Below are 21,951 nucleotides of genomic sequence, written 5' to 3'. Positions count from 1 at the left end.
TGCGGTACGCCGTGACCCAATGAAACGCCCTCAGCCCCCGGTTTCCCGGTATGACAGTCACGAATCGGTCGTAGTCGTAATTAAGTTGGTATACGCCGCCAGTTGTCGCCGCGACCGTCCGGCCGGGATCACCCGCCGGGCTGGGCGACCTCCCGTGCGGCGTCCGGCCCCGCGTCCAGCAGCAACCGGAACCCGTCCTCGTCCAGCACCGGCACCTTGAGGCTCGCCGCCTTGTCGGCCTTGGACCCGGGGTTGTCCCCCACGACCACGAAGCTCGTCTTCTTGGAGACCGACCCGCTGAGCTTGCCGCCCCGGCTCTGCACGGCCTCGGCGGCCTGGTCCCGGGAGAAGCCGGCCAGCGTCCCGGTCACCACCACGGTCAGCCCCTCCAGCGGGCGCGGCCCCTCGTCGACCGCCTCCTCGGCCATCCGTACGCCCGCCTCGGCCCACTTGCGGACGACCTCGCGGTGCCAGTCCACCGCGAACCACTCGCGGATGCTGGCCGCGATGGTCGGCCCGACCCCGTCGACCGAGGACAGCTCCTCCTCGCTGGCCGCGTCGATGGCCTCCATCGAGCGGAAGTGCCGGGCGAGCGCCTGCGCGGCGGTAGGGCCGACATGGCGGATGGAGAGCGCCACCAACACCCGCCACAGGTCACGCTCCCGGGCGACCGCGAGATTGTCCAACAACTTGACCGCGTTGCTGCCCAACGTGCCGTCCTTGTTGACGAAGAACGGGGACCGGGACAACTGCTCGGCGTCGAGCTGGAAGAGGTCGCCCTCGTCGGCGATGACGTCCGCGTCCAGCAGGGCCGCCGCACCCTTGTAGCCGAGCACCTCGATGTCGAACGCGCCGCGACCGGCGAGGTGGAACACCCGCTCCCGCAGCTGGGCCGGGCAGCTGCGGGTATTGGGGCAACGGATGTCGATGTCGCCCTCCTTGGCCGGCGCGAGCGGGGTGCCGCACGCCGGGCAGGTGGTCGGCATGACGAACGGCCGGGCGTCGGCGGGACGCAGCTCGATGACCGGGCCGAGCACCTCGGGGATCACGTCGCCGGCCTTGCGCAGAACCACCGTGTCGCCGATGAACACGCCCTTGCGTTCGACCTCGCGGGCGTTGTGCAGGGTGGCCAGCGCGACGGTCGAGCCGGCCACCCGCACCGGTTCGAGCACGGCGAACGGGGTGACCCGACCGGTGCGCCCCACGTTGACGTCGATGTCGAGCAGCTTGGTGGTGACCTCCTCCGGCGGGTACTTGAAGGCGATCGCCCACCGCGGCGCGCGGCTGGTCGAGCCCAGCCGGCCCTGGATGGACACCGGGTCGACCTTGACCACGACCCCGTCGATCTCGTGCTCGACGTCGTGCCGGTGCTCGGCGTAGTAGGCGATGTATTCCGCGACACCCGCGAGATCCGGAACGACCCGCCACCGGTCGCTGGTCGGCAGCCCCCACGCCTTCAGCGCCGCGTACGACTCGGACTGGGCCGTGGGCTGGAACCCCCGGCGGGCACCGATGCCGTGCACCACCAGGCGCAGCGGTCGGGAGGCGGTGATCCGTGGGTCCTTCTGCCGCAGGCTGCCCGCGGCGGCGTTGCGGGGGTTGGCGAACGGTGCCTTGCCCTGCTCCACCAGCCCCGCGTTGAGGTCGGCAAACGCGGCGACCGGGAAGTAGATCTCGCCCCGGACCTCCACCAGCTCGGGAATGGTCGGGAAGTCGGCGGACGGGGTGAGCTGGCTGGGCACGTCGCGGATGCTGCGCACGTTGGCGGTGACGTCCTCGCCGGTGCGACCGTCACCCCGGGTGGCCGCACGAACGAGCCGGCCGTTCTCGTAGGTGAGGTTGATCGCCAGCCCGTCGACCTTCAGCTCGCACAGGTAGGGCACCGGGCCGCCCGCGTCCCGTTCGACGCGCTCGGCCCAGGCCGCCAACTCCTCGTCGGCGAAGGCGTTGTCGAGCGAGAGCATCCGCTCGGCGTGGGTGACCGGGGTGAAGTCGGTGGAGAACGTGCCACCCACCCGTTGGGTCGGCGAGTCGGGCGTCCGCAGCGCCGGGAACTCCGCCTCCAACGCCTCCAACTCGCGCAACTGCCGGTCGAAGTCGGCGTCGGTGATGGTCGGGGAGTCCAACACGTAGTAGCGGTACTGGTGCTCGGTCAGCTCCTGACTGAGCGTGGCGTGCCGCTCGCGGGCCTGCGGCGTCGGCTCCGACCCGGCCGCCGCCTCCTGGGCCGGGCTGACCTGCTGACCGATCTGCTCCTCGGACACACCGCCACCTTCGGACACGCCTGCGACCTCCCTGATCACGCTACTCCGGCACGGTATCGGGCCGGTGGGACAATCCGGCGCCCGCCCGCGCCGGGAGCGACGCCGGGGGTCGCGCCGTCCGGTGATCGACTCCACGGCGGCGACGTGGTGCCGTCCCGACGCCCCCACATCGCCCCGCGGACTCGATCACCGGGCCAGGACGGGTCGGCGGGCACCTCGGACGGTGGGGACACTGCGGTGTCGTCGGCGGGCGGCACGGCCTGCGGCGTGCGAGGATCGCCGGACGGCGCGACCCCCTGGGGTCGCCGAGAGGCGGAGGTACTGATGCCCGAGGCGCTGCTCTGGGCGGTGGCGATCCTGCTGGCGGTGACCGCCGGCTGGGCGTGGAACAGTTGGCGGCACCGGGTGGCCGACCGCCGTCCGGGCACCCGGCCGGGTCGGGGCACCCGCCCTGGCCGTCGCTCCACGGCGCCGAGGCCACGCGGCACCGATCGGCCGTCCACCAAGCCCCGCTCACGCGACACCGAACGCGCGGCCGGCGCTCCGGCACCGGGAGAGATCTGGTGGGCCGACGTGCCGTACGCCGACGGCAGCGGGTCGAAGGTGCGTCCCTGCCTGGTGCTGCGCGCCGACTCCCGGGGCGCCGACGTCCTCAAGATCACCAGCCAGGACAAGGGCGACCGGGACGACCACGTACGGATCCCCACCCGGAACTGGGACCCCGGCGCGGAGCACGACAGCTACCTGAGCCTGACCGAGCCGATCCGACTCAGCTCGGCCGCGTTCGAGGATCACGCCGGCCGCTGCGACGCTGACCTGTGGCAGAAGGTCCGCAGCCTGCGGCACCTGCCCACCGCCTGACCACCCCGCTGCCGCAGCGCCCTGACCACGCCGTCGCCCTGACCACCGGTCCTCGCCTGACCGGGAGGGCATGATCGACTCAGCTTCCTGGAAGAACGTGGTGACAGACGCCACGGGACACCCCGACTTTCAGGAACCCGAGTGGATCACCCCGGTGGATCAGGCCCGGGCTGGGGGTGTGCGGGCGGGTCGGTCCCAGGCTTCGCCGAGGGTGGCGAGCTGGTCCGCGTACTCGATGCGGCCGGCCCACCCGCTCGGCCAGGCGGCCATCCCCACGGCCGCGCCGACGAACGCGCCAGCCAGGGCGGCGATCGAGTCGGAGTCGCCGGCGGTGGTCGCGCCCCGGGCCAGGGCGGTGACCGGGTCGTCGGCGTGCCGTACGGCGCAGAGCAGCGCGGTGGCCAGTGCCTCCTCGGCCACCCAGCCCTCCCCGGTGGCCCGGCACGGGTCAGCGCCGTCGTCCGGCCGTCCCAGGGCGGCGGTGAGTCGGCGCAGCACCGCCAGGCACTCGTCCCAGCCCGGGGCGATGAACGCCTCCGGCGTGCCGGCCCCGGCACGTTGCCACAGGTCCCCCAGCCACTGCTCCCGGTAGACCAGGCGCTGGGCGAACGCCCGCTCGGTGAGAAGCGCGGGAAGCTCAGGCAGCGTGACGCCCCCGCGCAGCGCGTGGACCGCGTACGCGGTCAGCTCGCTGGCGGCCAGCCCGGTCGGGTGCCCGTGAGTCAGCCCAGCCTGCAACTGGGCCAGGCCGGCCAGCGTGTCCAGGTCGACGTCGATCAGCCCGACCGGGGTGACCCGCATGTTGGCGCCGCACCCCTTCGACCCGACCACCGTCGCCGCCTGCCACGGCAGCCCACGGCTCAGCTCGGCGCAGGCGCGCAGGCACGTCATCCCCGGGGCACGGTTGTTGTCCGGGCTGACCGACCAGGCCACGAAGCGCCGCCGCAGCAGCGGCTCCACCGCCTCCGGCGTCAACGACGGAGCCTCGTGCAGCGCCCAGCCCACGGCGAGCGCCATCTGGGTGTCGTCGGTGACCAGGGCCGGATCGCCGGACAGCTCACGGGGACCGGCCGGGCCGTAGCGGTGCTCGATCTCAGCGACGCTGAGGAATTCGGTCGGCTTGCCGAGCGCGTCACCGTAGGCGAGGCCGAAGAGTGAACCGGAGGCGCGCAGCGGGGAGGTAGGGATCACGGCGGCCATGATGCCCGGCCGCCGCAACCCCCGTCGGGCCTCAGTCCCAGCAGAGACAGAACGGGTGGCCGGCCGGATCGGCGTAGACCCGGAAGCCCTCGCCCTCACCGGGCAGCCGCCGCGCACCGAGTGCCAGCGCCGCCTTCTCCGCGCTGTCGATGTCGTCCACCGTCACATCCAGGTGGAACTGCTGCGGGCGCTCCGGGTCCGGCCAGGCCGGTGACCGCAGGTTGAGCGCCTGCTGGAAGGCCAGACGTGGCTGGTGACCGGGCGGACCGCCCAGCACCACCCAGTCGTCGTCGAAGTCACCCTCGGCGAAGGGGATGCCGAGCAGCTCGGCGTAGAACGCCGCCAGCGCCCGCGGATCCGGGCAGTCGATCACCACTGAACGCAGCTGTCCAATCATGACCGTCATCCTGCCCACCGGGTACGACAGGAAACCTCAGCCCTCGGCGAACCGCCGGCCCGCGTCCCGACACGCTGCGAGCACCGCCCGCGCGTACTGCTCGTCGGCACCGGCGAGACCGCAGGCCGGGGTGACCACCACCTGCTCGGCGAGCTGCCGGCGGGGAAAGCCGAGACGGTCCCAGAGCTGGCGTACCCGATCGGCGATCTGGGCGGAGGTCGGCGCGCGGCCGGCCGACGGCGGTCGGGTCGGCGCGGCCCCGGCCAGCAACCCGAGGCCGGCGTCGATCGCCTCGCCCAGCGGGTCCAGGTCGGTGACGAGGTCCAGGTCGAGGGCGACCGCGACGGCGCCGGTGGAGCGGATCAGCTCCAGCGGTACGTCCGGGGCGCAGCAGTGCACGAGCGTCGGCACGCCGACCGCCTCGACGACAGTGCGCAGCAGCGCGGCGGCGTCCACCGACTCGATCGCCCGGTACGCGCCCAACCCGCTCTCGGTGGGCACCCGCCCGGCCAGCACTGTCGGTAGCGACGGTTCGTCCAGTTGCAGCAGCACCGCTGCCCGGGGCAGCCGCCGGGCCACCGCCGCGACGTGCGCGCGCAGCCCTTCGGCGAGGGAGCCGGCCAGATCGCGAACCGCGCCGGGATCACGCAACAGACGGCCACCGATCGGCAGCTCCAGGGAGGCGGCCAGCGTGAGGGGGCCGGCGGCCTGCACCTTGATCGGCCCGGCGTACTCCTCGGCCTGCTCGGCGAGCTGGTCCAGGTCGCGTTCCATCAGGTCGAGGGCGCGGCGCAGGTCACGGCCAGTGCGCGGGGCGACCCGCCACCGCCCCGCGTACACCTCGACGGGCAGGTCGACAAGCAGCCCGGCGGATCGGCCGATCATGTCTGCGCCGGGCCCACGGGCCGGCAACTCGGGCAGGTGGGGCAGGTCGGGAAGCTCACCGAGGACCACCCGCTGGGCCTCGCCGATGTCGGTGCCGGGCAGCGAACCGATTCCGGTTGCCGCGCCGGCCGGCCAGGGCCACGCCTGATCTGTCACGGGCGAAGGCTATCCCGCGGACACCCGGGCCGTGCGGTCAGCCGGTGATGGTCGCGGAGCCGAGGACCACGTCGCCGGCCGGGTCCGGTCGGTACGCGACCAGGGCCTGACCGGCGGCGACGCCGCGTACCGGCCGGCGCAACTCGGCGTGCAGCCGGTCACCGTCCAGGGCGACGGTCGCCGGCACCACGTTGCCGTGCGCCCGCAACTGCACCTCGCACTCCACCGGGGAGTCCGGAAGCGTGCCGCCGGTCCAGACCGGACGAGCGGCACGGACCTCGGACACCTCCAGCGCCTCGGCCGGGCCGACGGTCACCGTGTTGGTCTTCGGGGTGATGGAGAGCACGTAGCGCGGCCGGCCGTCCGGGGCCGGCCGGTCCAGGTGCAGCCCGCGACGCTGCCCCACCGTGTACGCGTACGCGCCGCTGTGACTGCCGACCACCGCGCCGGTGCTCGCGTCCACCACGTCGCCAGGCGCCTCGCCGAGCCGGCCGGCGAGGAAGCCACGGGTGTCACCGTCGGCGATGAAGCAGATGTCGTGCGAGTCCGGCTTGTCGGCGACGGCCAAGCCACGCTCGGCGGCCTCGGCACGAACCTGCGCCTTGGTCGAGTCGCCCAGCGGGAAGATCGAACGGTCGAGCTGCTCGCGGGTGAGCACGGCGAGCACGTACGACTGGTCCTTGGCCACGTCGACACTGCGCCGCAGCAGCCCGTCCGGGCCGAGTCGGGCGTGGTGCCCGGTCACCACCGCGTCGAAGCCCAGCGCCACCGCCCGGTCCAGCACCGCCGCGAACTTGATCTTCTCGTTGCAGCGCAGACAGGGGTTCGGCGTGCGGCCGGCCGCGTACTCGGCGACGAAGTCGTCCACCACGTCCTCGTGGAAGCGGTCGGCCATGTCCCATACGTAGAAGGGGATGCCGATCACGTCGGCGGCCCGGCGCGCGTCGCGGGAGTCCTCCAGGGTGCAGCAGCCACGCGCCCCGGTCCGATAGGTCTGTGGGTTACGGGCCAGCGCCAGGTGCACGCCCGTCACGTCGTGCCCGGCCGCCACCGCCCGCGCCGCCGCCACGGCCGAGTCAACCCCGCCCGACATCGCCGCCAGAACCCTCACCAGCCCACTCCCTTCCCCACCGCCAGCCTACCCACCCGCCCCGCGCACTCTCCGCAGGCCGCGAAGTGACCTCGTCCACCGTCGGCGGCGTCGATCATGGACTTGTGGTGGTCAACAAAAGCCGCAATCAGTCTTCTTTCAGGCACCACCACTCCATGATCGACCGCAGAGAGGGCGGGGGAGCAGTTAGCGGGGGGTGCGGAGGGCGGCGGCTCGGCGGGCTCGGTCTACCGCAGCGGGGAGGGCGGCGATCAGGGCGTCGATGTCGGCCTGGGTGCTCGTGTGGCCCAGGGAGAAGCGCAGCGAGGAGCGGGCGCGATCGTCGTCGGCGCCCATCGCCAGTAGTACGTGCGACGGCTGGGCGACCCCTGCGGAGCAGGCCGAACCCGTCGAGCAGGCGATCCCCTGCGCGTCGAGAAGGAGCAGCAGCGCGTCGCCCTCGGAGCCGGGGAAGGAGAAGTGCGCGTTGCCGGGCAGACGGTCGGCCGGGTCACCGTTGTAGATCACCTCGGGCACCGCTTGACGTACCCGCTCGATCAGGTCGTCGCGGAGGGCGGCCACCCGGGCCGCGTACTCCTGTTGACCCTTCACCGCCGCCTCCACAGCGACCGCGAAGGCGACGATGCCGGCGGTGTCCAGGGTGCCGGAGCGGATGTCTCGTTCCTGGCCGCCACCGTGCAGCAGTGGCGTGGCCGCCACGTCCCGGGCGAGCAGCAGCGCGCCCACCCCGGCCGGGCCGCCCAGCTTGTGGCCGGTGACGGTCAGCGCGGAGACTCCGCTCGCGGCGAAGTCGACGGGCACCTGACCGACCGCCTGGATGGCGTCGGTGTGGAACGGCACGCCGTGGTCGGCGGCGACGGCGGCCAGCTCGGCGATCGGCTGGACGGTGCCCACCTCGTTGTTCGCCCACATCGCGGTGACAACGGCCACCTGGTCGGCGTGGGCGGCCAACTCGGCGCGCAGGTCCTGCGGGTCGAGCCGACCGAGAGCGTCCACCGGCAGCAGGCCGACCTCCGCGCCCTCGTGCTGGGCCAACCAGTCGACCGCGTCCAGCACGGCGTGGTGCTCGACGGCGCTGGAGACCACCCGTCGGCGGTCGGTGCCGGCGCCCCGGCGGGCCCAGAAGATGCCCTTGACCGCGAGGTTGTCACTTTCGGTGCCACCGCCGGTGAAGATCACCTCGGAGGGCCGCGCACCCAGCACCGCGGCCACCCGTTCGCGCGACTCTTCGACCCGGCGGCGGGCACGGCGGCCCGACGCGTGCAGGGAGGACGCGTTGCCGACCTCACGGGCGGTAGCGACGTACGCCTCCAGTGCCTCGTCGAGCATCGGAGTCGTCGCCGCGTGATCCAGGTAAGCCATCACCGTTCAGCGTACGGCCGACACCTCGGGGGCCGGATGCCGGAGGGGCTGAGCCGGACGGCCGGGGTGGGACTCCCCCACCCCGGCACGTGGCGGGACCTGGTCAGGCGGGCACCGCGGTGACGACGATGTTGTCCCGATACTTGCGGGCCTTCGCGTCGAACGGCCCGCCGCAGGTGATCAACGTCAGCCGCGGCTTCCCGTCCCGGGCGAAGTACCGGTCCAGCGGGATCCTGGTCTTCGCGTACTCCTCCCGGGCCACGACCCGGTACCGCCGGGCCTTTCCGTCGCTGCCGGTCGCGGTCACCGTGTCTCCCTGGTCCAGCTCCCGCAGCCGGAAGAACGCACCCCTGCCCTGCTGGGCGCTGTCCACGTGACCGGCGATGACGACCGATCCGGCCTCCGCCTCCAGACCGGGGCCGTGGCGGTACCACCCGACCTCGTCGACGCTCGGCGGCACCTCGAACTCGTCGGTCCGCTCGTTGATGCCGACCGCGTCGACGGTGGCGGTGACGCCGATGTCGGGGATGACCAGCCGTACCGGCTCGACGATCTCCGCGTCGGCGGGCAGGTCACCGGCGGTCACCGGGACCGTCGGGCCGCTGTCGACGGTCGGTGGGGTGCTGGCGAGGGCGGTGGCCTCGTCGGTGCCCACGTTCCCGGCCGGCTGCGAGCCGCACGCCACCAGGGCGGCGACGGTGAGCGCGGCGACGCCGGCGGCCAGGGCCGCCAGCGCGCCGCGGTTGCGCACCGTCACCTGCGACCGTTCCGCGCGGTCGCCATCCGCACCCCACCACCGAGCAGCAGGAGTACGCCGGCACCGGTGAGCACGTACCACCAGGTGTTCACGCCCGTGCCGGCCTGCCCACCGTCACCGCTCGGCACGCCGCCGGGAGCGGAGTGCAGGCCGGTGATGGTCTGTGCCACCACGCCGAGCGTCTTGCCCTCGGCGGAGCCGATCGCGTAGACGATCGTCGCGGTGCCCTCCCTGAGGTTGAGGTCCGCCGGGCCGATCGCGACGGTGTCGGTGCCGGCCAGCACCACGTCCGCCTTCACGCTGCCCGCGTCGACGTCGCCCTTGGCCTCGTTCGGGTTGGTGAGGTCCTCGAAGACCGGGGTGCCACCGGCGCGTACGTCGACCGCCGGGGCGGCGGCGGTGTGCCGGACGATGAGCCGGGCCTTGCCGGCGCCGACCTTCGAGACGTCGTTCACGAACGGCGTGATCTTCGGCTGGCCGGCGGCGTCGAGGTGCGCCGCGATGCTGATGTTCGCCCCGCCCGGCACCGCCGCGTCGTCGACCTTGAGGATCGCGCTGCCGATCGGCTCACCCGGCTTGGTGAGCGCGATGTCGTAGTCGCCCTCCTCCAGGTTCAGCGGACCGGCGACGTCACCGGGCTTGAAGTTGTCCAGCGTCTTCGTGCCGTTGACGTAGACGTCGACCGGGGTGTCCGGGATGCCGTGCACGACGGAGACCTTGGACGTGGCGGCGTACGCGGGGGTGGCCGTGAACGCGCCGACACCGGCGAAGGCCAACGCGGCGACCGCGCCGCCCGCGGCGACCCGACGGAAGTACGAGAGCTGCATGTCTGCCTCCTGGTGATTGCTGCTGATTCGTCATGCCTGTCGTGCAGAACGGGTTACGCCGGCTCGTCGACGGGTGGATGCGCACCGAACGCACTTTTCTTTTTCGCCCCCGACTGCATCCGGGCGATGCTCCTGCGACGAAGAGCTGGTGAGATGACATCGACCGGGAGAGTGGGGCGGAGACTGTGGCAGCTACAGTCGGGCATGCCCCATCGAAGGCGAGCCGCCCGATGACGGCCCTACGACAGGAACCGGACCCCCCGGTGGACGACCTCGGCCTCCGTTTTCGAAGAGGCGACGAGGTGGCCCTCCGCGAGGCCTACGACCGGTACGGTCGCGCCGTGCACCACCTGGCCACCTCCATGCTGGCCAACCGCAGCGACGCCGAGGACGTCACCCAGGCGACGTTCGTCGCCGCCTGGCTGGGTCGCGACACGTTCGATCCGGCCAAGGGATCGCTGGTCGGGTGGCTGCTCGGCATCGGCCGACGCAAGGTGATCGACCGGATGCGCGCCTCGGCCCGGGAGACCCGGGTGGTGGAGACGGTCCGACAACTGCCCGAGCCGACGCCCAGCGAGCCGGACCCGGACCGGGTGGTGGACCGGTTGGTGGTCGCCGACGAGCTGGCCCGCCTCCCGGACGACCAGCGGCGCATGTTGGAGTTGGCCTTCTACGACGACCTGACACACCAGCAGATAGCCACGGTGACCGGAGTGCCGTTGGGCACAGTGAAGAGCCACATCCGGCGCGGCATGGCGAGCTTGAAACGCAGATGGGAGGTGGACGGTGCAGCACCTGGACCACGACCGGCTGGTCTTTCTGGCGCTCGGTGAGAGCGAGGCGGACAACGGGGAGAGCACCCACCTCGGCACCTGCGCGCTGTGCCGGGCCGAGCTGGCGACCCTTCATCAGGTGGCGGGGCTCGGCGCCGAGACGCAGGGCCTGGCTGACCTGCCGGACCCGCCGGAGCACGTCTGGCAGAGCATCGCCGCCCAGGTCAGAGCGGCCGAGGCCCAGCCTCAGCAGGTCCCTGGGCAGGCCCTCGGCACCGTCACCGAGCAGACCACCGGCACGACGGCCGCAGAGTCCACCGGCACGACGGCCGAGCAGGCCACCGGCACGACGGCCGAGCAGACCACCGGCACGACGGCCGGGCAGGCCACCGGCACGACGGCCGGGTCGACGGTCACCCGGTTGGATCCGACGCGCCGGGCCCGCCGGGGCTCCGGCTGGTCCCGCTGGGTGGCCACCGCGGTGACGGCGGCCGCCGCCGCGGCGGTGGGTGTGGTGGGCACCGTCTCCGTGCTACGGCCGGACGACCCGGCGCCCACTCCGCCGCAGGTGGTGGTGGCGAGCGCCCCGCTGGCGGCGTACGGGTCGACGCCCCCGACGGCCAAGGGTGACGCCCGGGTTCTCCAGGACGGCCAACTGCATCTGCATGTGGCGAATCTCCCGCGCGTCCCTGGGTACTACGAGGTCTGGCTCATCAATCCGACGACGATGGAGATGTTCTCGGTGGGCACCCTGGGAGGCGGTTCGGATGCGCTGCTGCCGCTGCCCCCGAATGTCGACCTCAAGACCTACTCGGTGGTCGACGTCTCCGCCGAGCAGTACGACAACAACACCGACCACTCCGGCGACAGCCTGCTGAGGGGCACCCTGACGGGCTGATCGGTGGGCCGGTTCAGCTCCCCGGCCCGCCGATCAGCTCCCATTGAAAAACGGTGGCCGCTCCCATTGGGGGGCGGCCACCGTTTCGTTACCGGGTCACTTGCGCTTGCGGATCTCCTCGGCGGCCTGCGGGACGATCTTGAACAGGTCGCCCACCACGCCGAAGTCGGCCAGCTCGAAGATCGGCGCCTCGCCGTCCTTGTTGACCGCGACGATGGTCTTCGAGGTCTGCATGCCGGCCCGGTGCTGGATGGCACCGGAGATGCCGAGTGCGACGTAGAGCTGCGGGGAGACCGTCTTGCCGGTCTGGCCCACCTGGAACTGGTGCGGGTAGAAGCCGGAGTCGACGGCCGCGCGGGACGCGCCGACGGCACCGCCGAGCAGGTCGGCCAGCTCCTCGACCAGCTTGAAGTTGTCGGCGTTGCCGACACCGCGACCGCCGGAGACGACCACGCCGGCCTCGGTCAGCTCGGGGCGGGAGCCCTTCTGCTCGGCGACCCGCTCGACGACAGTGGCCAGCTTGTCGGTGTCGGTCACCGACACGGTGAGCTGCTCGATCGTCGGGGTGGCCGCCGACGGGGCGGGGGTGACCGAGTTGGGTCGCACGGTGACCAGCGGCAGGCCCTTGGTGACCTTGGCCTTGACGATGGTGGAGCCGGCGAAGGCGACCTGCGTCGCCGTGCCGTCGGCGTCCAGGCCGACCACGTCGGTCAGGATGCCGTTGTCCAGCTTGACGGCGAGCCGGGCGGCGATCTCCTTGCCCTCCTGGGCCGAGGCCAGCAGCACGGCGGCCGGCTGCACCCGCTTGACCAGCTCGGCCAGCACGGTGGCCTTGGGTGCCACCAGGTAGCCGTCGATCTCGTCACCCTCGGCGGCGTAGATCTTCTCCGCGCCGTACTCGCCCAGCTTGCCGCTCAGCGCCTCGGCGGCGCCGGCGCCGCCGAGCACCACCGCGCTCGGGGTGCCCAGCTCGCGGGCGAGGGTGAGCATCTCCAGGGTGACCTTCTTGACGCCGAACTCCTTGGTGGCTTCGACGACGACGAGAACCTCAGACATGTCCAGACCCGCTCTCACACGAACTTCTCGGTGGCGAGGAACTCGACCAGCTTGACGCCGCCCTCGCCCTCATCGGTGATCTTGGCTCCGCCGGAACGCGGCGGGCGCTTGGTGTGCTCGACGACGGCGCTGGTGGCGCCGTCGAAGCCCACCTCGGTCGGCGCGACGCCGAGGTCGGCCAGCGCGAGCGTCTGCACCGGCTTCTTCTTCGCGGCCATGATGCCCTTGAAGGAGGGGTAGCGCGGCTCGTTGATCGTGTCCCAGACGGAGACGACTGCCGGGGTGGAGGCGGTGACGACCTCGTACCCCTCCTCGGTCTGCCGTTCGACGGTCAGCGTCGCGCCGTCGACGGTGAGCTTGCGGGCACCGGTGAGCGCCGCGACGCCCAGTCGCTCGGCGATCATGTGCGGCATGACCTGGACCCGACCGTCGGTGGATTCGGCACCGCAGATGACCAGGTCGGCCCCGAGCTGACCGAGCGCGGCGGCGAGCACCTTGGAGGTGGCGACGGCACAGGAGCCGTGCAGGGCATCGTCCAACACGTGCACGGCCTTGTCCGGGCCCATGGAGAGCGCCTTGCGGATCGACTCGGTCGCCCGGTCCGGACCCATGGTCAGGATGGTGACCTCACCGCCGTGCGCCTCCTTGATCTTCAGCGCCTCCTCGATGGCGTACTCGTCCATCTCGTTGATCACGTTGTTCGCCGAACCGCGGTCGACGGTGTTGTCGTCATTGCGCAGGTTGCGGTCCGCGCCCGAATCAGGCACCTGCTTGACGAGTACGACGATATTCATCGCGCTTCGACGACCCTCCTGTGTGGTGTTGCGATTCGCTCGCCCGGTATGGGGCGCAGCGTCGCGCGTCGGTCGACGCCAGGTCAACCGCGAGCTGCTGTGCGGTTGCCCACGAGGGCAATGTTACCTGCCAGTAGGTTGCGCTCCCGAGGCACACAGGGTGACACAGCTCACCGACGTGCGGCCGGTCAGGCCGGGTCGGCCAGCGCAACCCGGATCTGGTCGATGGCCGCCGCCTCGGCGGGTGCGACCCCGTCGTGCGCCCGGGCCACCCGGTCCGCCGCGGCCATGACCACCGACCGGTACGCCTCCACGTCCGGCGGTGACTTCTCACGCAGGATCAGCACCGCCCGACGCAACGCCGGCAGCACCACCGACTCGATCTCCAACTGCGAGTCCCGAGGAAGCCGCGGCAACGGGCCGGTCGTCAGCGCCTCCTTGATCGCACCGCTGGCATCGGCGAGCGCGCCGGACGCGGCGATGCTCTCCCGGATCACCCCCAGCACCCCCGGGTCGGCGTTGGAGACCAGGAAGACAGCGCCGAAGGCGCCGGTCTTGATGATCAGCTGCTCCTCGTCCGTCAACCGCTGCTCCATGATCACGGAGTGTAGACGTACGGGGTGGTGGTGGTGACCGCGACGAGGCCGAGCCGTTGCAGGATCGGCCGGCTGTCCTCGGAACAGTCGACCTGCATGAGCGTCCGACCCCGCTGCCCGGCCAGCCGCGCCCGGTAGTTGACCAACGCCCGGTAGATGCCCTTGCGCCGCCACTGCGGCAGGGTCGAGCCACCCCACAGAGTGGCGAAGCCGGTGTTCGACGGGAACCGCACCCAGCCGGCGCTCACCACCGTCTCGCCCGCCTCGGCCACCACCACGGTGATCGAGTTCGGGTCGGCGTCGATCTCCTTGGCCAGGCCCCACACGAGGTGCGAGCGGTCCTCCTGCCAGACCTCCTCCTCCATGGCGGCGATCCGCTCCAGGTCGGCGCGGGAGGTCACCTCACGCAGGCGTACCCCCTCGGGGATGACCGGCAGCGCGGCGGCCAGCGGCGCGACCGGCCCGACCACCACGGTCTCCCGGTCCTCCGCGACGAAGCCGGCAGCACGCAGACGGTCCGCCAGGTCGGCCGGTTCGTCGTGCTCGTTGAGCTTCCACTCGACCGACTGGCCACGCTCACGGAACAACTGCACCTGCCGGGCGATCAGCTCGTCCAGCGCGGCACCGGTCAATCCGCCCAGGTCGCGGTACGTGAGGAACCCGCCGGCGTCGAGCCCGATGATCCGGACCAGCGGGCCGTCCCGCTCCACCGTCACCCCGGCCGGAACCGGGTCGGGGATCTCCGGACGGAGTTGGTTGTCGTAGGCGTCGCGCAGCGTCTGTACGTCGAGATCAGTCACCGGACCAGGCTAAGCGGCAGGGGAAGCGGATAATCTCCCACTGTGTGGGAGACGATCAGGCGATGGTTCGACCCGGCGGAGCTGCGCTCGGTCGGCGAAACGCCGGACTACCGGTTCTCCCTGGCCAACGAACGCACCTTCCTCGCCTGGCTGCGCACGGGGCTGGCGCTGGTCGGCGGTGGACTGGCCGCCGCGCAGTTCCTGCCACCCCTGCCGATGAGCCACCTGCGGGAGGTGATCGCGGTGACGCTGCTGCTGCTCGGCGGGGTGGTCGCGATCCGCGCCGTGGACCACTGGGCGCGTACCGAGCGGGCCATCCGGCTCGGTGAGGAGCTGCCCGCGTCGCGGTTCCCCGCCATCCTCGCCCTCGCCGTCGGCAGCGGGGCGGTGCTGCTGGTGGTCGCCGTCCTGATCCGGGCCGTCGGCGGGCGGTGAGCACCGGACGCGACCCCGGGCTGCAACCGGAGCGCACCCGGCTGGCCTGGCGGCGCACCCTGCTCACGGCGACAGTGGTGACCGCGCTCGCCGTCCGACTGGCGTCGACCGGAGACCCGACCGGGGCGCTGATCGCCGGCGTCACAGTGGTCGTGTGGGGCGCCCTGCTGGTGCTCTGCTGGCCTCGCGCCACCGGCAGCGGACCAGCGCGCACCGGCGGTCGGACACTGCCCCTGGTCGCGTTCGGCACCGTGGCGCTCGCACTACTGGGAGTGCTGCTGGTGCTCCGCGGACTGTGGTGACGGGAAACGGTGCGCCATGATGGGTACATGGCCCGGCTTGGCATACTCCTCTTCCTGGTGCAGATCGTCCTCGCGGTCTGCGCGCTGATCAGCTGTCTCTCCGCCGAGGAGGGGCAGATCCGTGCCCTTCCCCGGATCGCCTGGGTGCTGATCATCCTGTTCTTCCCGCTGATCGGCTCGATCGCCTGGTTCATCGTCGGCCGCGAATCGACCCCCGGTGCCCGCAAGGGCTGGCCCGGCGGCATCTCGTCGCCCGAACGACAGCGCCCCCGGCCGGTCGCCCCGGACGACGACCCGGAGTTCCTGCGCTCCGTGCAGGACCGCGCCAAGCAGCAGGACCAGGAGCTCTTCCGCCGGTGGGAGGAAGACCTCCGCCGGCGCGAGGACGACCTGCGCCGCCGCGACGGTGAACCTCCCCGCGAGGGTGACCGGCCGGAGGTGTGAACGCGCCGCCGTCGCCCCTGGGGAGCGACGGCGGCGACAGGTGCGACTCAGGCCAGGTTCGACGACCTGGGGTACGCGTCGGTCGGGTCGGTGAGCACGTTGACCAGGTACGGCACTCCGGCGTCGAACGCCCGCTGCAGGGCCGGACCGAGGTCCGCCGGCTTGGCGACCGTCTCCCCGGCACCGCCGAGCGCGCTGACCACCGTGTCGTAGCGCAGCTCCGGCTGCAGGTCGGCGGCCACGTCGTAGCCGTACATCGCGCGCATCGGGTGCTTCTCCAACCCCCAGATGCCGTTGTTGCCGACGACGATCACCACCGGCAGCTTCTGACGGACCAGCGACTCGACGTCCATCAGCGAGAAGCCGGCAGCGCCGTCGCCCATCAGCACGCAGATCTGCCGGTCCGGGTGGCTGACCCGGGCCCCCATCGCGTAGCCCATGCCGGTGCCCAGGCAGCCGTACGGGCCCGGGTCCAGCCAGGTGCCGGGCTGGGACGGCTCCAGGTACCGCCCGGCGTACGACACGAAGTCGCCGCCGTCGCCGATGGTGATCGCGTCCGGGGCCAGCACCCGGCGCAGCTCGCCGTAGATCCGCGCCGGGCGGATCGGGTCGGTCTCGGCCGCCATCTCGGCGGCGTCGCGTGCCTTCGCCGCGTCCTCGGCGACGCGCAGGTCGGCGATCCAGTCGGCGTGGTCGGTCCGGTCGCCGGCGTGGTCGGCCAACGCGGAGAGGATCAGGCGCAGGTCGCCGGCGGGGGCGGCGGCCGGCTGCACGTGCGTCGCCCGCTGGCTGGGCGCGTCGACGATGTGCACCACCTTGGCGTCGCCGAAGTCACCGAAGCTGAGCCGGAAGTCCAGCGGGGTGCCCACCACCACGACCACGTCGGCGCCGGAGAGCGCGGCCCGGCGGGCCTTGGCGAACGCGAGCGGGTGCTCCGGCGGGAGCGAGCCGCGGCCCATGCCGTTGGTGAAGACCGGAACCTGCAACGCCTCCGCCGCCTCGCGCAGGGCGGCGACCGCGTCGCCCGCGTACACGTCGGAGCCGGCGATGATGACCGGCCGCTGCGCCGCGGCGATGAGCATCGCGGCGCGGCCGACCTCCTCCGGGTCCGGTACGACCGGGTCGACGCCCGGTACGGCGGGCAGCTCGGCCTCGGCGACCGAGAAGACCGTCTCGAGCGGGAAGTCGAGGAAGGCCGGGCCGCGGTGCGGGGTGAGCGCGGCGTTGAGCGCCGCACCCACCGCGCGCGGGATGTCGTCGGTGCTGAACACCGTCTCGGCGTGCTTGGTGACCGGGGCGACCAGCGGCAGGTGGTCCATCTCCTGGAGGCTGCCGGAACCCCAGCGGAACGCGGGCGCGCGGCCTCCGAGCACCAGCACCGGCGAGGCGTTGAAGAACGCGCTGGTCATGCCGGAGATGCCGTTGGTGACACCGGGCCCGGCGGTGAGCACGGCGAGGCCGGGGCGACGCTGCAGCTTGGCCACCGCCTCGGCGGCGAAGACCGCGGACTGTTCGTGCCGGACGTCGTAGATCGGGAAGTCGGTCTTGTACGCGGCGTCGTAGAGCGGGAAGACGTGCCCTCCGGAGAGGGTGAACATCTCCCGTACGCCGTGCGCGCGTAGGGCCGCGAGCGCCAACTCGCCGCCGTGACCCTCGATCCGCTCCGTCATTCGCCGCTCCCCTTCGTTCCGCATGACCGGGGCCTCACGCTACTGGCCGGTAGGAACAATGTGAACCATTCTCGGCCGATACTCAGCGGCCGGTGAAGTCAGGCTTGCGCTTCGCCACGAAGGCCGCCATGCCCTCGCGCCGGTCGTCGGTGGCGAACAGCGCCGCGAAGAGCTGACTCTCCCAGGCCAGGCCCGAGTTCAGGTCCATGTCCAGGCCGCCGTCGACCGCCAGCTTCGCCGCCCGCAACGCCTGCACCGGCCCGGTCAGGTACGGCTTCACGTAGGCGACAGCGGCCTCGTACACCTCGGCCGCCGGGACGACCCGGTCGGCCAGGCCGATCCGCAGCGCCTCCTCGGCGTCGACCATCCGGCCCGTCATGATCAGATCCTTGGCGCGCGCCGGGCCGACCAGGCGGGCCAGCCGCTGGGTGCCACCGGCGCCCGGGATGATGCCGAGCTTGATCTCCGGCTGGCCGAGCTTGGCGTCGTCGGCCACGATCCGCCAGTCACAGGCCAGCGCCAACTCGCAGCCGCCGCCGAGGGCGTACCCGGTGATCGCGGCGACCACCGGCTTGGGGATCCGGGCGATCGCACCGAGGGCGCTGGACAGGTTCGCTGCCCGGTCGGCCATGTCCACGTAGGACATCTCGGCCATCTGCTTGATGTCGGCGCCTGCGGCGAAGACCTTCTCCCCGCCGTACACGATGACGGCGCGGACCTCGGGATCGGCGGTGGCCGCCGTGGCGGCGGCGCGCAACTCCTCCTGCACCTGGGTGTTGAGCGCGTTCATCGGCGGCCGCTCCAGCCGGATCGTGCCGATGCCGTCAGTGGTCTCCAGCCGAACGAACTCGCCCACGCTGCCCTCACTTCCTCGTCGAAGTCGCGTGCCAACCTTACGACCCGGCTCGTTTGGGTAAGTAGTGTGGTGTCAGCCCAGTGGGCAGGAGTCAAGCCATGACGACGTACTACGACGACAGGTCGGTGCAGGTCACCTCCACCACCGTCCGGGTCGATGGCCGCACCTACGCGCTGTCCGACATCAGCATGATCTGGCACCGCCGGGGCACCCGTTCCTGGCGCGTGCTCGCCGGGCGGGGCGCGATCGGCGCAGCCCTCGCCGGCCCGCTGGTCGCGGCGGTGCTCGGCATCGGCGTGGCCGTGTGGCTGCACCGCTCCCCCACCGTGACGATCGCGATCGTCGGCGCGTCGGTGCTGGTCGGCTTGGCCGTCGGGCCGGTCGCTGACTTCCTCTTCGAACACCTGGACCGCTCGTACGCCCGGGGCAGCCGCCAACTGGAGATCTGGGCCCGTTGGCGCGGTCAGCCGGTGCGGTTGCTGCGCACCGGCGACGCGCTGCGCTTCGGGCAGATCTACCGGGCCGTGCAGCGCGCGGTCGAGCACGGCCAACCGGCCCGCCCCGGCAGCCGCCGCTAAGCGCTCTGGTTCACCTCCCCGCCGGACCCGGCGCGCTCGCCGCCGTGGGACCGGCGGTGCGACCCGGCCTCGTCGGCGGCAGCCCCGGTCGCGGCCAGGGCCGCGGTACACCGTCGGCGCCTTGGAGCTGATGCCGCAAACGAATCGGGCCCACGATGCCTCGAAGCGGCCATGCCGCCCGCCGCGCCGTGCGAGCGCGCGACCCTCGTGACTCGCGGCGTCGTGCGAGCGTCGCGGCCTCCTGCGGCGGACATGCCGTGCGTGACGAGGGGCGATGTCGCAAACGATTCAGCTCCAAAGGAGCGCAGCACCAACACCCCCGACCCCTGCGCGGGCCTACCTGTCGAGCCCTCGGGGCGAGGGCCGAGCGGAACGGTCCGAGGGGGGCGGAGTTGCCCGCCGGTGGTTAGGCTTAGTGATGACCCTCTATTACCGGGACGACGCGGTGCAGGTGACCTCCGAGTCGATCCGGGCGGGCGGTCACGTGATCGCTCTGTCCGACGTGACGTTCGTGTGGCACGCGCGCGGGCAGAAGACCCTCGCCGTACACGGCCGGGTGTTGGGTCGCGGTGTCCTGGTCCTGCTGCTCTCGCTGCCGCCGCTGGTCGCCGTGGTCTGCGTGCTGTCACTGGCCTGGTCCGCACAGGACCGGGGCAACTGGCAGCTGGCGCTGATCATCCTCGCCGCCTGCGCGGTGGGGGCGCTGGCGTTGACCCCGTTCCTGGAGATCCCGCTGGGCTGGCTGGACCGCTCCTACGAGCGCGGCAGCCATGTACACGAGTTGTGGGTGCAGCACCACGGCCGGGAGGATCTGCTGCTGCGCACCCCGGACGCGCTACGGTTCGGGCAGATCTACCGGGCCGTGCAACGTGCCGTCGAACAACAGGGGGACCATCGATGACCACCCGCCGTGGCGAGGCCGCCGCGCTGGCCGGGCTGCTCGCCACGGCCGGCGTCACCCACCTGGTACGCCCCGGCGTCTACGACCCGATCGTGCCGGGCGCGCTGCCCGGCCCGGCCCGTTTCTGGACGTACGCCAGCGGGGTCGCCGAGCTGGCGGTCGCGGCGGCCGTGGCGCACCCGGCCACCCGACGGGCCGGCGGTCGGGCCGCAGCGGCCCTCTTCGTCGCCGTGCTGCCGGCCAACGTGAAGATGGCCGTCGACTGGCGGCACCGGCGTCCGGCGAAGCGGGCCATCGCCTACGGGCGGGTGCCGGTGCAGGTGCCGCTGATCTGGTGGGCCCTGCGCGTCGCCCGCGCCGGCCGGTAGGCCCAGGCCCGACCGGCCCGACGGCGGGCCGGTCAGCTCAACGGCAGGGTGGTGGCGATCGGCCAGCCCACCAGGGCGGCGCCCGACACGGCCGGCAGCCAGCGTGGGGCCGCGTACCGGCGTAGCACGGCCGCCCAGGCGGCCTGCCAACCGAGCAGCAGCGCGAACAGCGGCACCACCAGCACGACGAAGCCGGGTGCCAGACCGACCAGCGTCGACGCGGTCAACACGACCACGGTGACCGCGACGGCCAGCAGGTGCCGACCGGTCCGGCCGGCGGCGACCAGTTCGACACCCCACAGGAACAGCAGGCAGGCGCCCGCCACCAGCGGGAACAGCCACCAGCGGGCACCGACCGGCAGAGCCGAGGTCAGGCCCAGGTGGATCGGCAGCGCGGTGGCGAGCACGGCGTACCCGGTCAACACCAGCGTCGCCACGGCGCTCCGTGCCGTTGCGCGCCGGCCCGCCGACACGGCCGTGCCGGACGGTGGTTGCCGTACGCCGAGCCAACCCGGCAGCCAGCGCTGACCCGCGACCAGCAGCACGCCGGTGACCAGCAGGAAGGCGGCGACGTAACCGCCTACCGCCAGCGGTAGACGGGCCGTCGGCAGCGCCGCGGCGACGACCGCGCCGACGCCGGCCGCCAGCAGCGCCGACGCGATCGGCAGCACACCACCGAACGGCACTCGATCCCCGGCCAGCGCTGGACTCCCCGGCGACGCGGGGCTGTCGGTCTGCGCCGGGGCGTCGGGTTCCCGGCCGGAGGGTGGTTCGGTCGGCCGGCGGCCGGTCGCCCGGCGCGGCAGGAGCAGGGCCGCCAGCGGGACCATTCCGATGCCGAAGGCGAACACCAGCAGCGCCGCCCCGGAGAGCCGGGCGCTCGGTCGCGGCCGGGCGGTGCCGTCGCCGCCGGGCAACCAGTCGGCGATCTCCTGGTGGGTACGGGCGGCGAACAACACGGAGATGTGCTCCGTGCCGGGCACCACTACCGCCGGCCGTCGGCCCGATGACGCACCGCGTCGGGCGGCGTCGTCGGCGGCCCTGCGGAAGGCGGGAAACTCCGCGCCTCCCACGATCAGCAGCAACTCCGACGGTCGACCCGGGGGCAGCTCGCCCGCCTCGGGCAGCGAGATCGCCACGGTTCGGGCGATCTCCGGGTGCGCGGCGGCGTAGCGGGTGACCGCGCCGGCGCCCATCGAGTGGCCCACCAGGACGATTCCGTCCGCGTCGACGTCCGGCCGGGAGCGTAGGTGGCCGACGGCGGCGTCCAGATCGGCGGCGAGCGTGGCGGCGGACGTGTTCGAGCCCGCGCCGGGCAGTCGCGCCGGGTTGGCACCGTGTCCGGAGAAGTCGAACAGCAGCGCAACCGCCCCGCGCCGGGCGACGGTGTCGGCAATCGGGCGCATCAGTCGGGCCGAGCCGGCGAAGCCGTGCGCGATCACCACACCGGGTCGCCGGACACCGGGCGTCGGCGGACCGGCGCGTACCTCGGTCATCGGCACCCCGCCGACGGTGACCTGCCGGGCCGTGAGGCCGGCGTCCGCCCGGACCAGCACCAGTGTGCCCAGCCCGGCGGCGACAGCCGCCAACACGGCGAGCAGGACGGCGGTCCGGGTGCGGGGCGGGCGGTGCGGCGAGGGTGCCGACATGCCGGCACAGT

General features: G+C 72.6%; 24 protein-coding genes. 9 read left to right on the top strand and 15 right to left on the bottom strand.

The window, feature by feature from the left end:
* Positions 1-128: 128 nt before the first annotated feature.
* A complete protein-coding gene (gene ligA, locus O7614_RS07870; RefSeq protein WP_278137813.1) occupies positions 129-2,264 on the bottom strand; it encodes an NAD-dependent DNA ligase LigA in 2,136 nt (711 codons plus the stop codon).
* 324 nt (positions 2,265-2,588) lie between these two features.
* Here ligA and O7614_RS07865 point away from each other — a divergent pair, with 324 nt between their 5' ends.
* Complete coding sequence (locus tag O7614_RS07865) at positions 2,589-3,125, top strand: type II toxin-antitoxin system PemK/MazF family toxin (RefSeq protein ID WP_278137811.1); 537 nt, start codon at positions 2,589-2,591, stop codon at positions 3,123-3,125.
* Positions 3,126-3,284: 159 nt separating this feature from the next.
* Here the strand turns inward: O7614_RS07865 and O7614_RS07860 are convergent, their stop codons facing one another.
* From O7614_RS07860 to O7614_RS07830, 7 genes are all read right to left on the bottom strand, one after another.
* Complete coding sequence (locus tag O7614_RS07860; protein ID WP_278137810.1) at positions 3,285-4,325, bottom strand: ADP-ribosylglycohydrolase family protein; 1,041 nt, start codon at positions 4,323-4,325, stop codon at positions 3,285-3,287.
* Between the two features lie 31 nt (positions 4,326-4,356).
* A complete protein-coding gene (locus tag O7614_RS07855; RefSeq protein WP_278137809.1) occupies positions 4,357-4,722 on the bottom strand; it encodes a VOC family protein in 366 nt (121 codons plus the stop codon).
* A 36-nt stretch (positions 4,723-4,758) separates the two neighbouring features.
* Entirely contained in the window at positions 4,759-5,763 is a 1,005-nt protein-coding gene (locus O7614_RS07850) for a methionine synthase (RefSeq protein WP_278137808.1), read from the bottom strand.
* 37 nt (positions 5,764-5,800) lie between these two features.
* On the bottom strand, positions 5,801-6,874 hold the full coding sequence (gene mnmA / locus O7614_RS07845) for a tRNA 2-thiouridine(34) synthase MnmA (RefSeq protein WP_278137807.1): 1,074 nt from the start codon (positions 6,872-6,874) through the stop codon (positions 5,801-5,803).
* A gap of 186 nt (positions 6,875-7,060) precedes the next feature.
* Positions 7,061-8,236, bottom strand: a complete 1,176-nt coding sequence (locus O7614_RS07840) for a cysteine desulfurase family protein (RefSeq protein ID WP_278137806.1) — start codon at positions 8,234-8,236, stop codon at positions 7,061-7,063.
* 103 nt (positions 8,237-8,339) lie between these two features.
* Entirely contained in the window at positions 8,340-8,993 is a 654-nt protein-coding gene (locus O7614_RS07835; RefSeq protein ID WP_278137805.1) for a class F sortase, read from the bottom strand.
* On the bottom strand, positions 8,990-9,820 hold the full coding sequence (locus O7614_RS07830) for a DUF4397 domain-containing protein (protein WP_278137804.1): 831 nt from the start codon (positions 9,818-9,820) through the stop codon (positions 8,990-8,992). The genes O7614_RS07835 and O7614_RS07830 overlap by 4 nt, the downstream gene beginning before the upstream one ends.
* Before the next feature lie 230 nt (positions 9,821-10,050).
* On the opposite strand from O7614_RS07830, the gene O7614_RS07825 reads away from it, so the two are divergent.
* Positions 10,051-10,653, top strand: a complete 603-nt coding sequence (locus O7614_RS07825; RefSeq protein WP_278137803.1) for a sigma-70 family RNA polymerase sigma factor — start codon at positions 10,051-10,053, stop codon at positions 10,651-10,653.
* On the top strand, positions 10,607-11,491 hold the full coding sequence (locus O7614_RS07820; RefSeq protein ID WP_278137802.1) for an anti-sigma factor: 885 nt from the start codon (positions 10,607-10,609) through the stop codon (positions 11,489-11,491). Before O7614_RS07825 ends, O7614_RS07820 begins: the two co-directional genes overlap by 47 nt.
* 96 nt (positions 11,492-11,587) lie before the next feature.
* On the opposite strand, the gene O7614_RS07815 is transcribed toward O7614_RS07820, so the two are convergent.
* The 4 genes from O7614_RS07815 to O7614_RS07800 all read right to left on the bottom strand — a co-directional run bounded on the left by O7614_RS07815 (position 11,588) and on the right by O7614_RS07800 (position 14,737).
* Positions 11,588-12,547 (bottom strand): electron transfer flavoprotein subunit alpha/FixB family protein, encoded by a 960-nt coding sequence (locus tag O7614_RS07815; protein WP_278137801.1) that lies wholly within the window; start codon positions 12,545-12,547, stop codon positions 11,588-11,590.
* A gap of 14 nt (positions 12,548-12,561) precedes the next feature.
* The gene (locus O7614_RS07810) at positions 12,562-13,341 is read right to left on the bottom strand and encodes an electron transfer flavoprotein subunit beta/FixA family protein (RefSeq protein WP_278137800.1); all 780 of its coding nucleotides are present in this window, start codon (positions 13,339-13,341) and stop codon (positions 12,562-12,564) included.
* A gap of 188 nt (positions 13,342-13,529) precedes the next feature.
* The gene (locus tag O7614_RS07805) at positions 13,530-13,943 is read right to left on the bottom strand and encodes a hypothetical protein (protein ID WP_278137799.1); all 414 of its coding nucleotides are present in this window, start codon (positions 13,941-13,943) and stop codon (positions 13,530-13,532) included.
* Positions 13,940-14,737: a GNAT family N-acetyltransferase gene (locus tag O7614_RS07800; protein ID WP_278137798.1), complete on the bottom strand. Its 798-nt coding sequence runs from the start codon at positions 14,735-14,737 to the stop codon at positions 13,940-13,942. Before O7614_RS07800 ends, O7614_RS07805 begins: the two co-directional genes overlap by 4 nt.
* A gap of 42 nt (positions 14,738-14,779) precedes the next feature.
* Between O7614_RS07800 and O7614_RS07795 the strand changes: the two genes are divergently transcribed.
* Genes O7614_RS07795 through O7614_RS07785 form a run of 3 tightly spaced genes read left to right on the top strand, consistent with a single transcriptional unit; the run spans position 14,780 to position 15,918 of the window.
* Complete coding sequence (locus tag O7614_RS07795) at positions 14,780-15,172, top strand: DUF202 domain-containing protein (protein WP_278137797.1); 393 nt, start codon at positions 14,780-14,782, stop codon at positions 15,170-15,172.
* On the top strand, positions 15,169-15,474 hold the full coding sequence (locus tag O7614_RS07790; protein WP_278137796.1) for a DUF202 domain-containing protein: 306 nt from the start codon (positions 15,169-15,171) through the stop codon (positions 15,472-15,474). Before O7614_RS07795 ends, O7614_RS07790 begins: the two co-directional genes overlap by 4 nt.
* 27 nt (positions 15,475-15,501) lie before the next feature.
* On the top strand, positions 15,502-15,918 hold the full coding sequence (locus O7614_RS07785; protein WP_278137795.1) for a PLD nuclease N-terminal domain-containing protein: 417 nt from the start codon (positions 15,502-15,504) through the stop codon (positions 15,916-15,918).
* A 47-nt stretch (positions 15,919-15,965) separates the two neighbouring features.
* Here the strand turns inward: O7614_RS07785 and O7614_RS07780 are convergent, their stop codons facing one another.
* Together O7614_RS07780 and O7614_RS07775 are read right to left on the bottom strand one after the other, a co-directional pair.
* Positions 15,966-17,588, bottom strand: coding sequence for an acetolactate synthase (locus tag O7614_RS07780; protein ID WP_278137794.1), 1,623 nt, complete (start codon positions 17,586-17,588; stop codon positions 15,966-15,968).
* Between the two features lie 82 nt (positions 17,589-17,670).
* On the bottom strand, positions 17,671-18,444 hold the full coding sequence (locus O7614_RS07775) for an enoyl-CoA hydratase-related protein (protein ID WP_278137793.1): 774 nt from the start codon (positions 18,442-18,444) through the stop codon (positions 17,671-17,673).
* 98 nt (positions 18,445-18,542) lie between these two features.
* On the opposite strand from O7614_RS07775, the gene O7614_RS07770 reads away from it, so the two are divergent.
* The 3 genes from O7614_RS07770 to O7614_RS07760 all read left to right on the top strand — a co-directional run bounded on the left by O7614_RS07770 (position 18,543) and on the right by O7614_RS07760 (position 20,291).
* On the top strand, positions 18,543-19,022 hold the full coding sequence (locus O7614_RS07770; protein WP_278137792.1) for a DUF6232 family protein: 480 nt from the start codon (positions 18,543-18,545) through the stop codon (positions 19,020-19,022).
* 418 nt (positions 19,023-19,440) lie between these two features.
* Positions 19,441-19,923, top strand: coding sequence for a DUF6232 family protein (locus tag O7614_RS07765; protein WP_278137791.1), 483 nt, complete (start codon positions 19,441-19,443; stop codon positions 19,921-19,923).
* A complete protein-coding gene (locus tag O7614_RS07760) occupies positions 19,920-20,291 on the top strand; it encodes a hypothetical protein (protein WP_278137790.1) in 372 nt (123 codons plus the stop codon). Before O7614_RS07765 ends, O7614_RS07760 begins: the two co-directional genes overlap by 4 nt.
* Positions 20,292-20,323: 32 nt before the next feature.
* Here the strand turns inward: O7614_RS07760 and O7614_RS07755 are convergent, their stop codons facing one another.
* Complete coding sequence (locus O7614_RS07755) at positions 20,324-21,940, bottom strand: alpha/beta fold hydrolase (RefSeq protein WP_278137789.1); 1,617 nt, start codon at positions 21,938-21,940, stop codon at positions 20,324-20,326.
* Between the last annotated feature and the right edge of the window lie 11 nt (positions 21,941-21,951).

This window comes from Micromonospora sp. WMMD961 (assembly GCF_029626145.1).
Classification (GTDB): Bacteria; Actinomycetota; Actinomycetes; order Mycobacteriales; family Micromonosporaceae; genus Micromonospora.
This window is presented reverse-complemented; position numbering and strand designations above follow the sequence as displayed.

What these genes read in the sequence shown, in the direction of transcription:
- O7614_RS07865 (WP_278137811.1), top strand. Translation starts at nt 2,589, where the DNA reads ATGCCCGAGGCGCTGCTCTGGGCGGTGGCGATCCTGCTGGCGGTGACC.
- O7614_RS07860 (WP_278137810.1), bottom strand. Translation starts at nt 4,325, where the DNA reads ATGGCCGCCGTGATCCCTACCTCCCCGCTGCGCGCCTCCGGTTCACTC.
- O7614_RS07855 (WP_278137809.1), bottom strand. Translation starts at nt 4,722, where the DNA reads ATGATTGGACAGCTGCGTTCAGTGGTGATCGACTGCCCGGATCCGCGG.
- O7614_RS07840 (WP_278137806.1), bottom strand. Translation starts at nt 8,236, where the DNA reads ATGGCTTACCTGGATCACGCGGCGACGACTCCGATGCTCGACGAGGCA.
- O7614_RS07830 (WP_278137804.1), bottom strand. Translation starts at nt 9,820, where the DNA reads ATGCAGCTCTCGTACTTCCGTCGGGTCGCCGCGGGCGGCGCGGTCGCC.
- O7614_RS07825 (WP_278137803.1), top strand. Translation starts at nt 10,051, where the DNA reads ATGACGGCCCTACGACAGGAACCGGACCCCCCGGTGGACGACCTCGGC.
- O7614_RS07815 (WP_278137801.1), bottom strand. Translation starts at nt 12,547, where the DNA reads ATGTCTGAGGTTCTCGTCGTCGTCGAAGCCACCAAGGAGTTCGGCGTC.
- O7614_RS07810 (WP_278137800.1), bottom strand. Translation starts at nt 13,341, where the DNA reads ATGAATATCGTCGTACTCGTCAAGCAGGTGCCTGATTCGGGCGCGGAC.
- O7614_RS07785 (WP_278137795.1), top strand. Translation starts at nt 15,502, where the DNA reads ATGGCCCGGCTTGGCATACTCCTCTTCCTGGTGCAGATCGTCCTCGCG.
- O7614_RS07780 (WP_278137794.1), bottom strand. Translation starts at nt 17,588, where the DNA reads ATGACGGAGCGGATCGAGGGTCACGGCGGCGAGTTGGCGCTCGCGGCC.
- O7614_RS07770 (WP_278137792.1), top strand. Translation starts at nt 18,543, where the DNA reads ATGACGACGTACTACGACGACAGGTCGGTGCAGGTCACCTCCACCACC.
- O7614_RS07765 (WP_278137791.1), top strand. Translation starts at nt 19,441, where the DNA reads ATGACCCTCTATTACCGGGACGACGCGGTGCAGGTGACCTCCGAGTCG.
- O7614_RS07760 (WP_278137790.1), top strand. Translation starts at nt 19,920, where the DNA reads ATGACCACCCGCCGTGGCGAGGCCGCCGCGCTGGCCGGGCTGCTCGCC.
- O7614_RS07755 (WP_278137789.1), bottom strand. Translation starts at nt 21,940, where the DNA reads ATGTCGGCACCCTCGCCGCACCGCCCGCCCCGCACCCGGACCGCCGTC.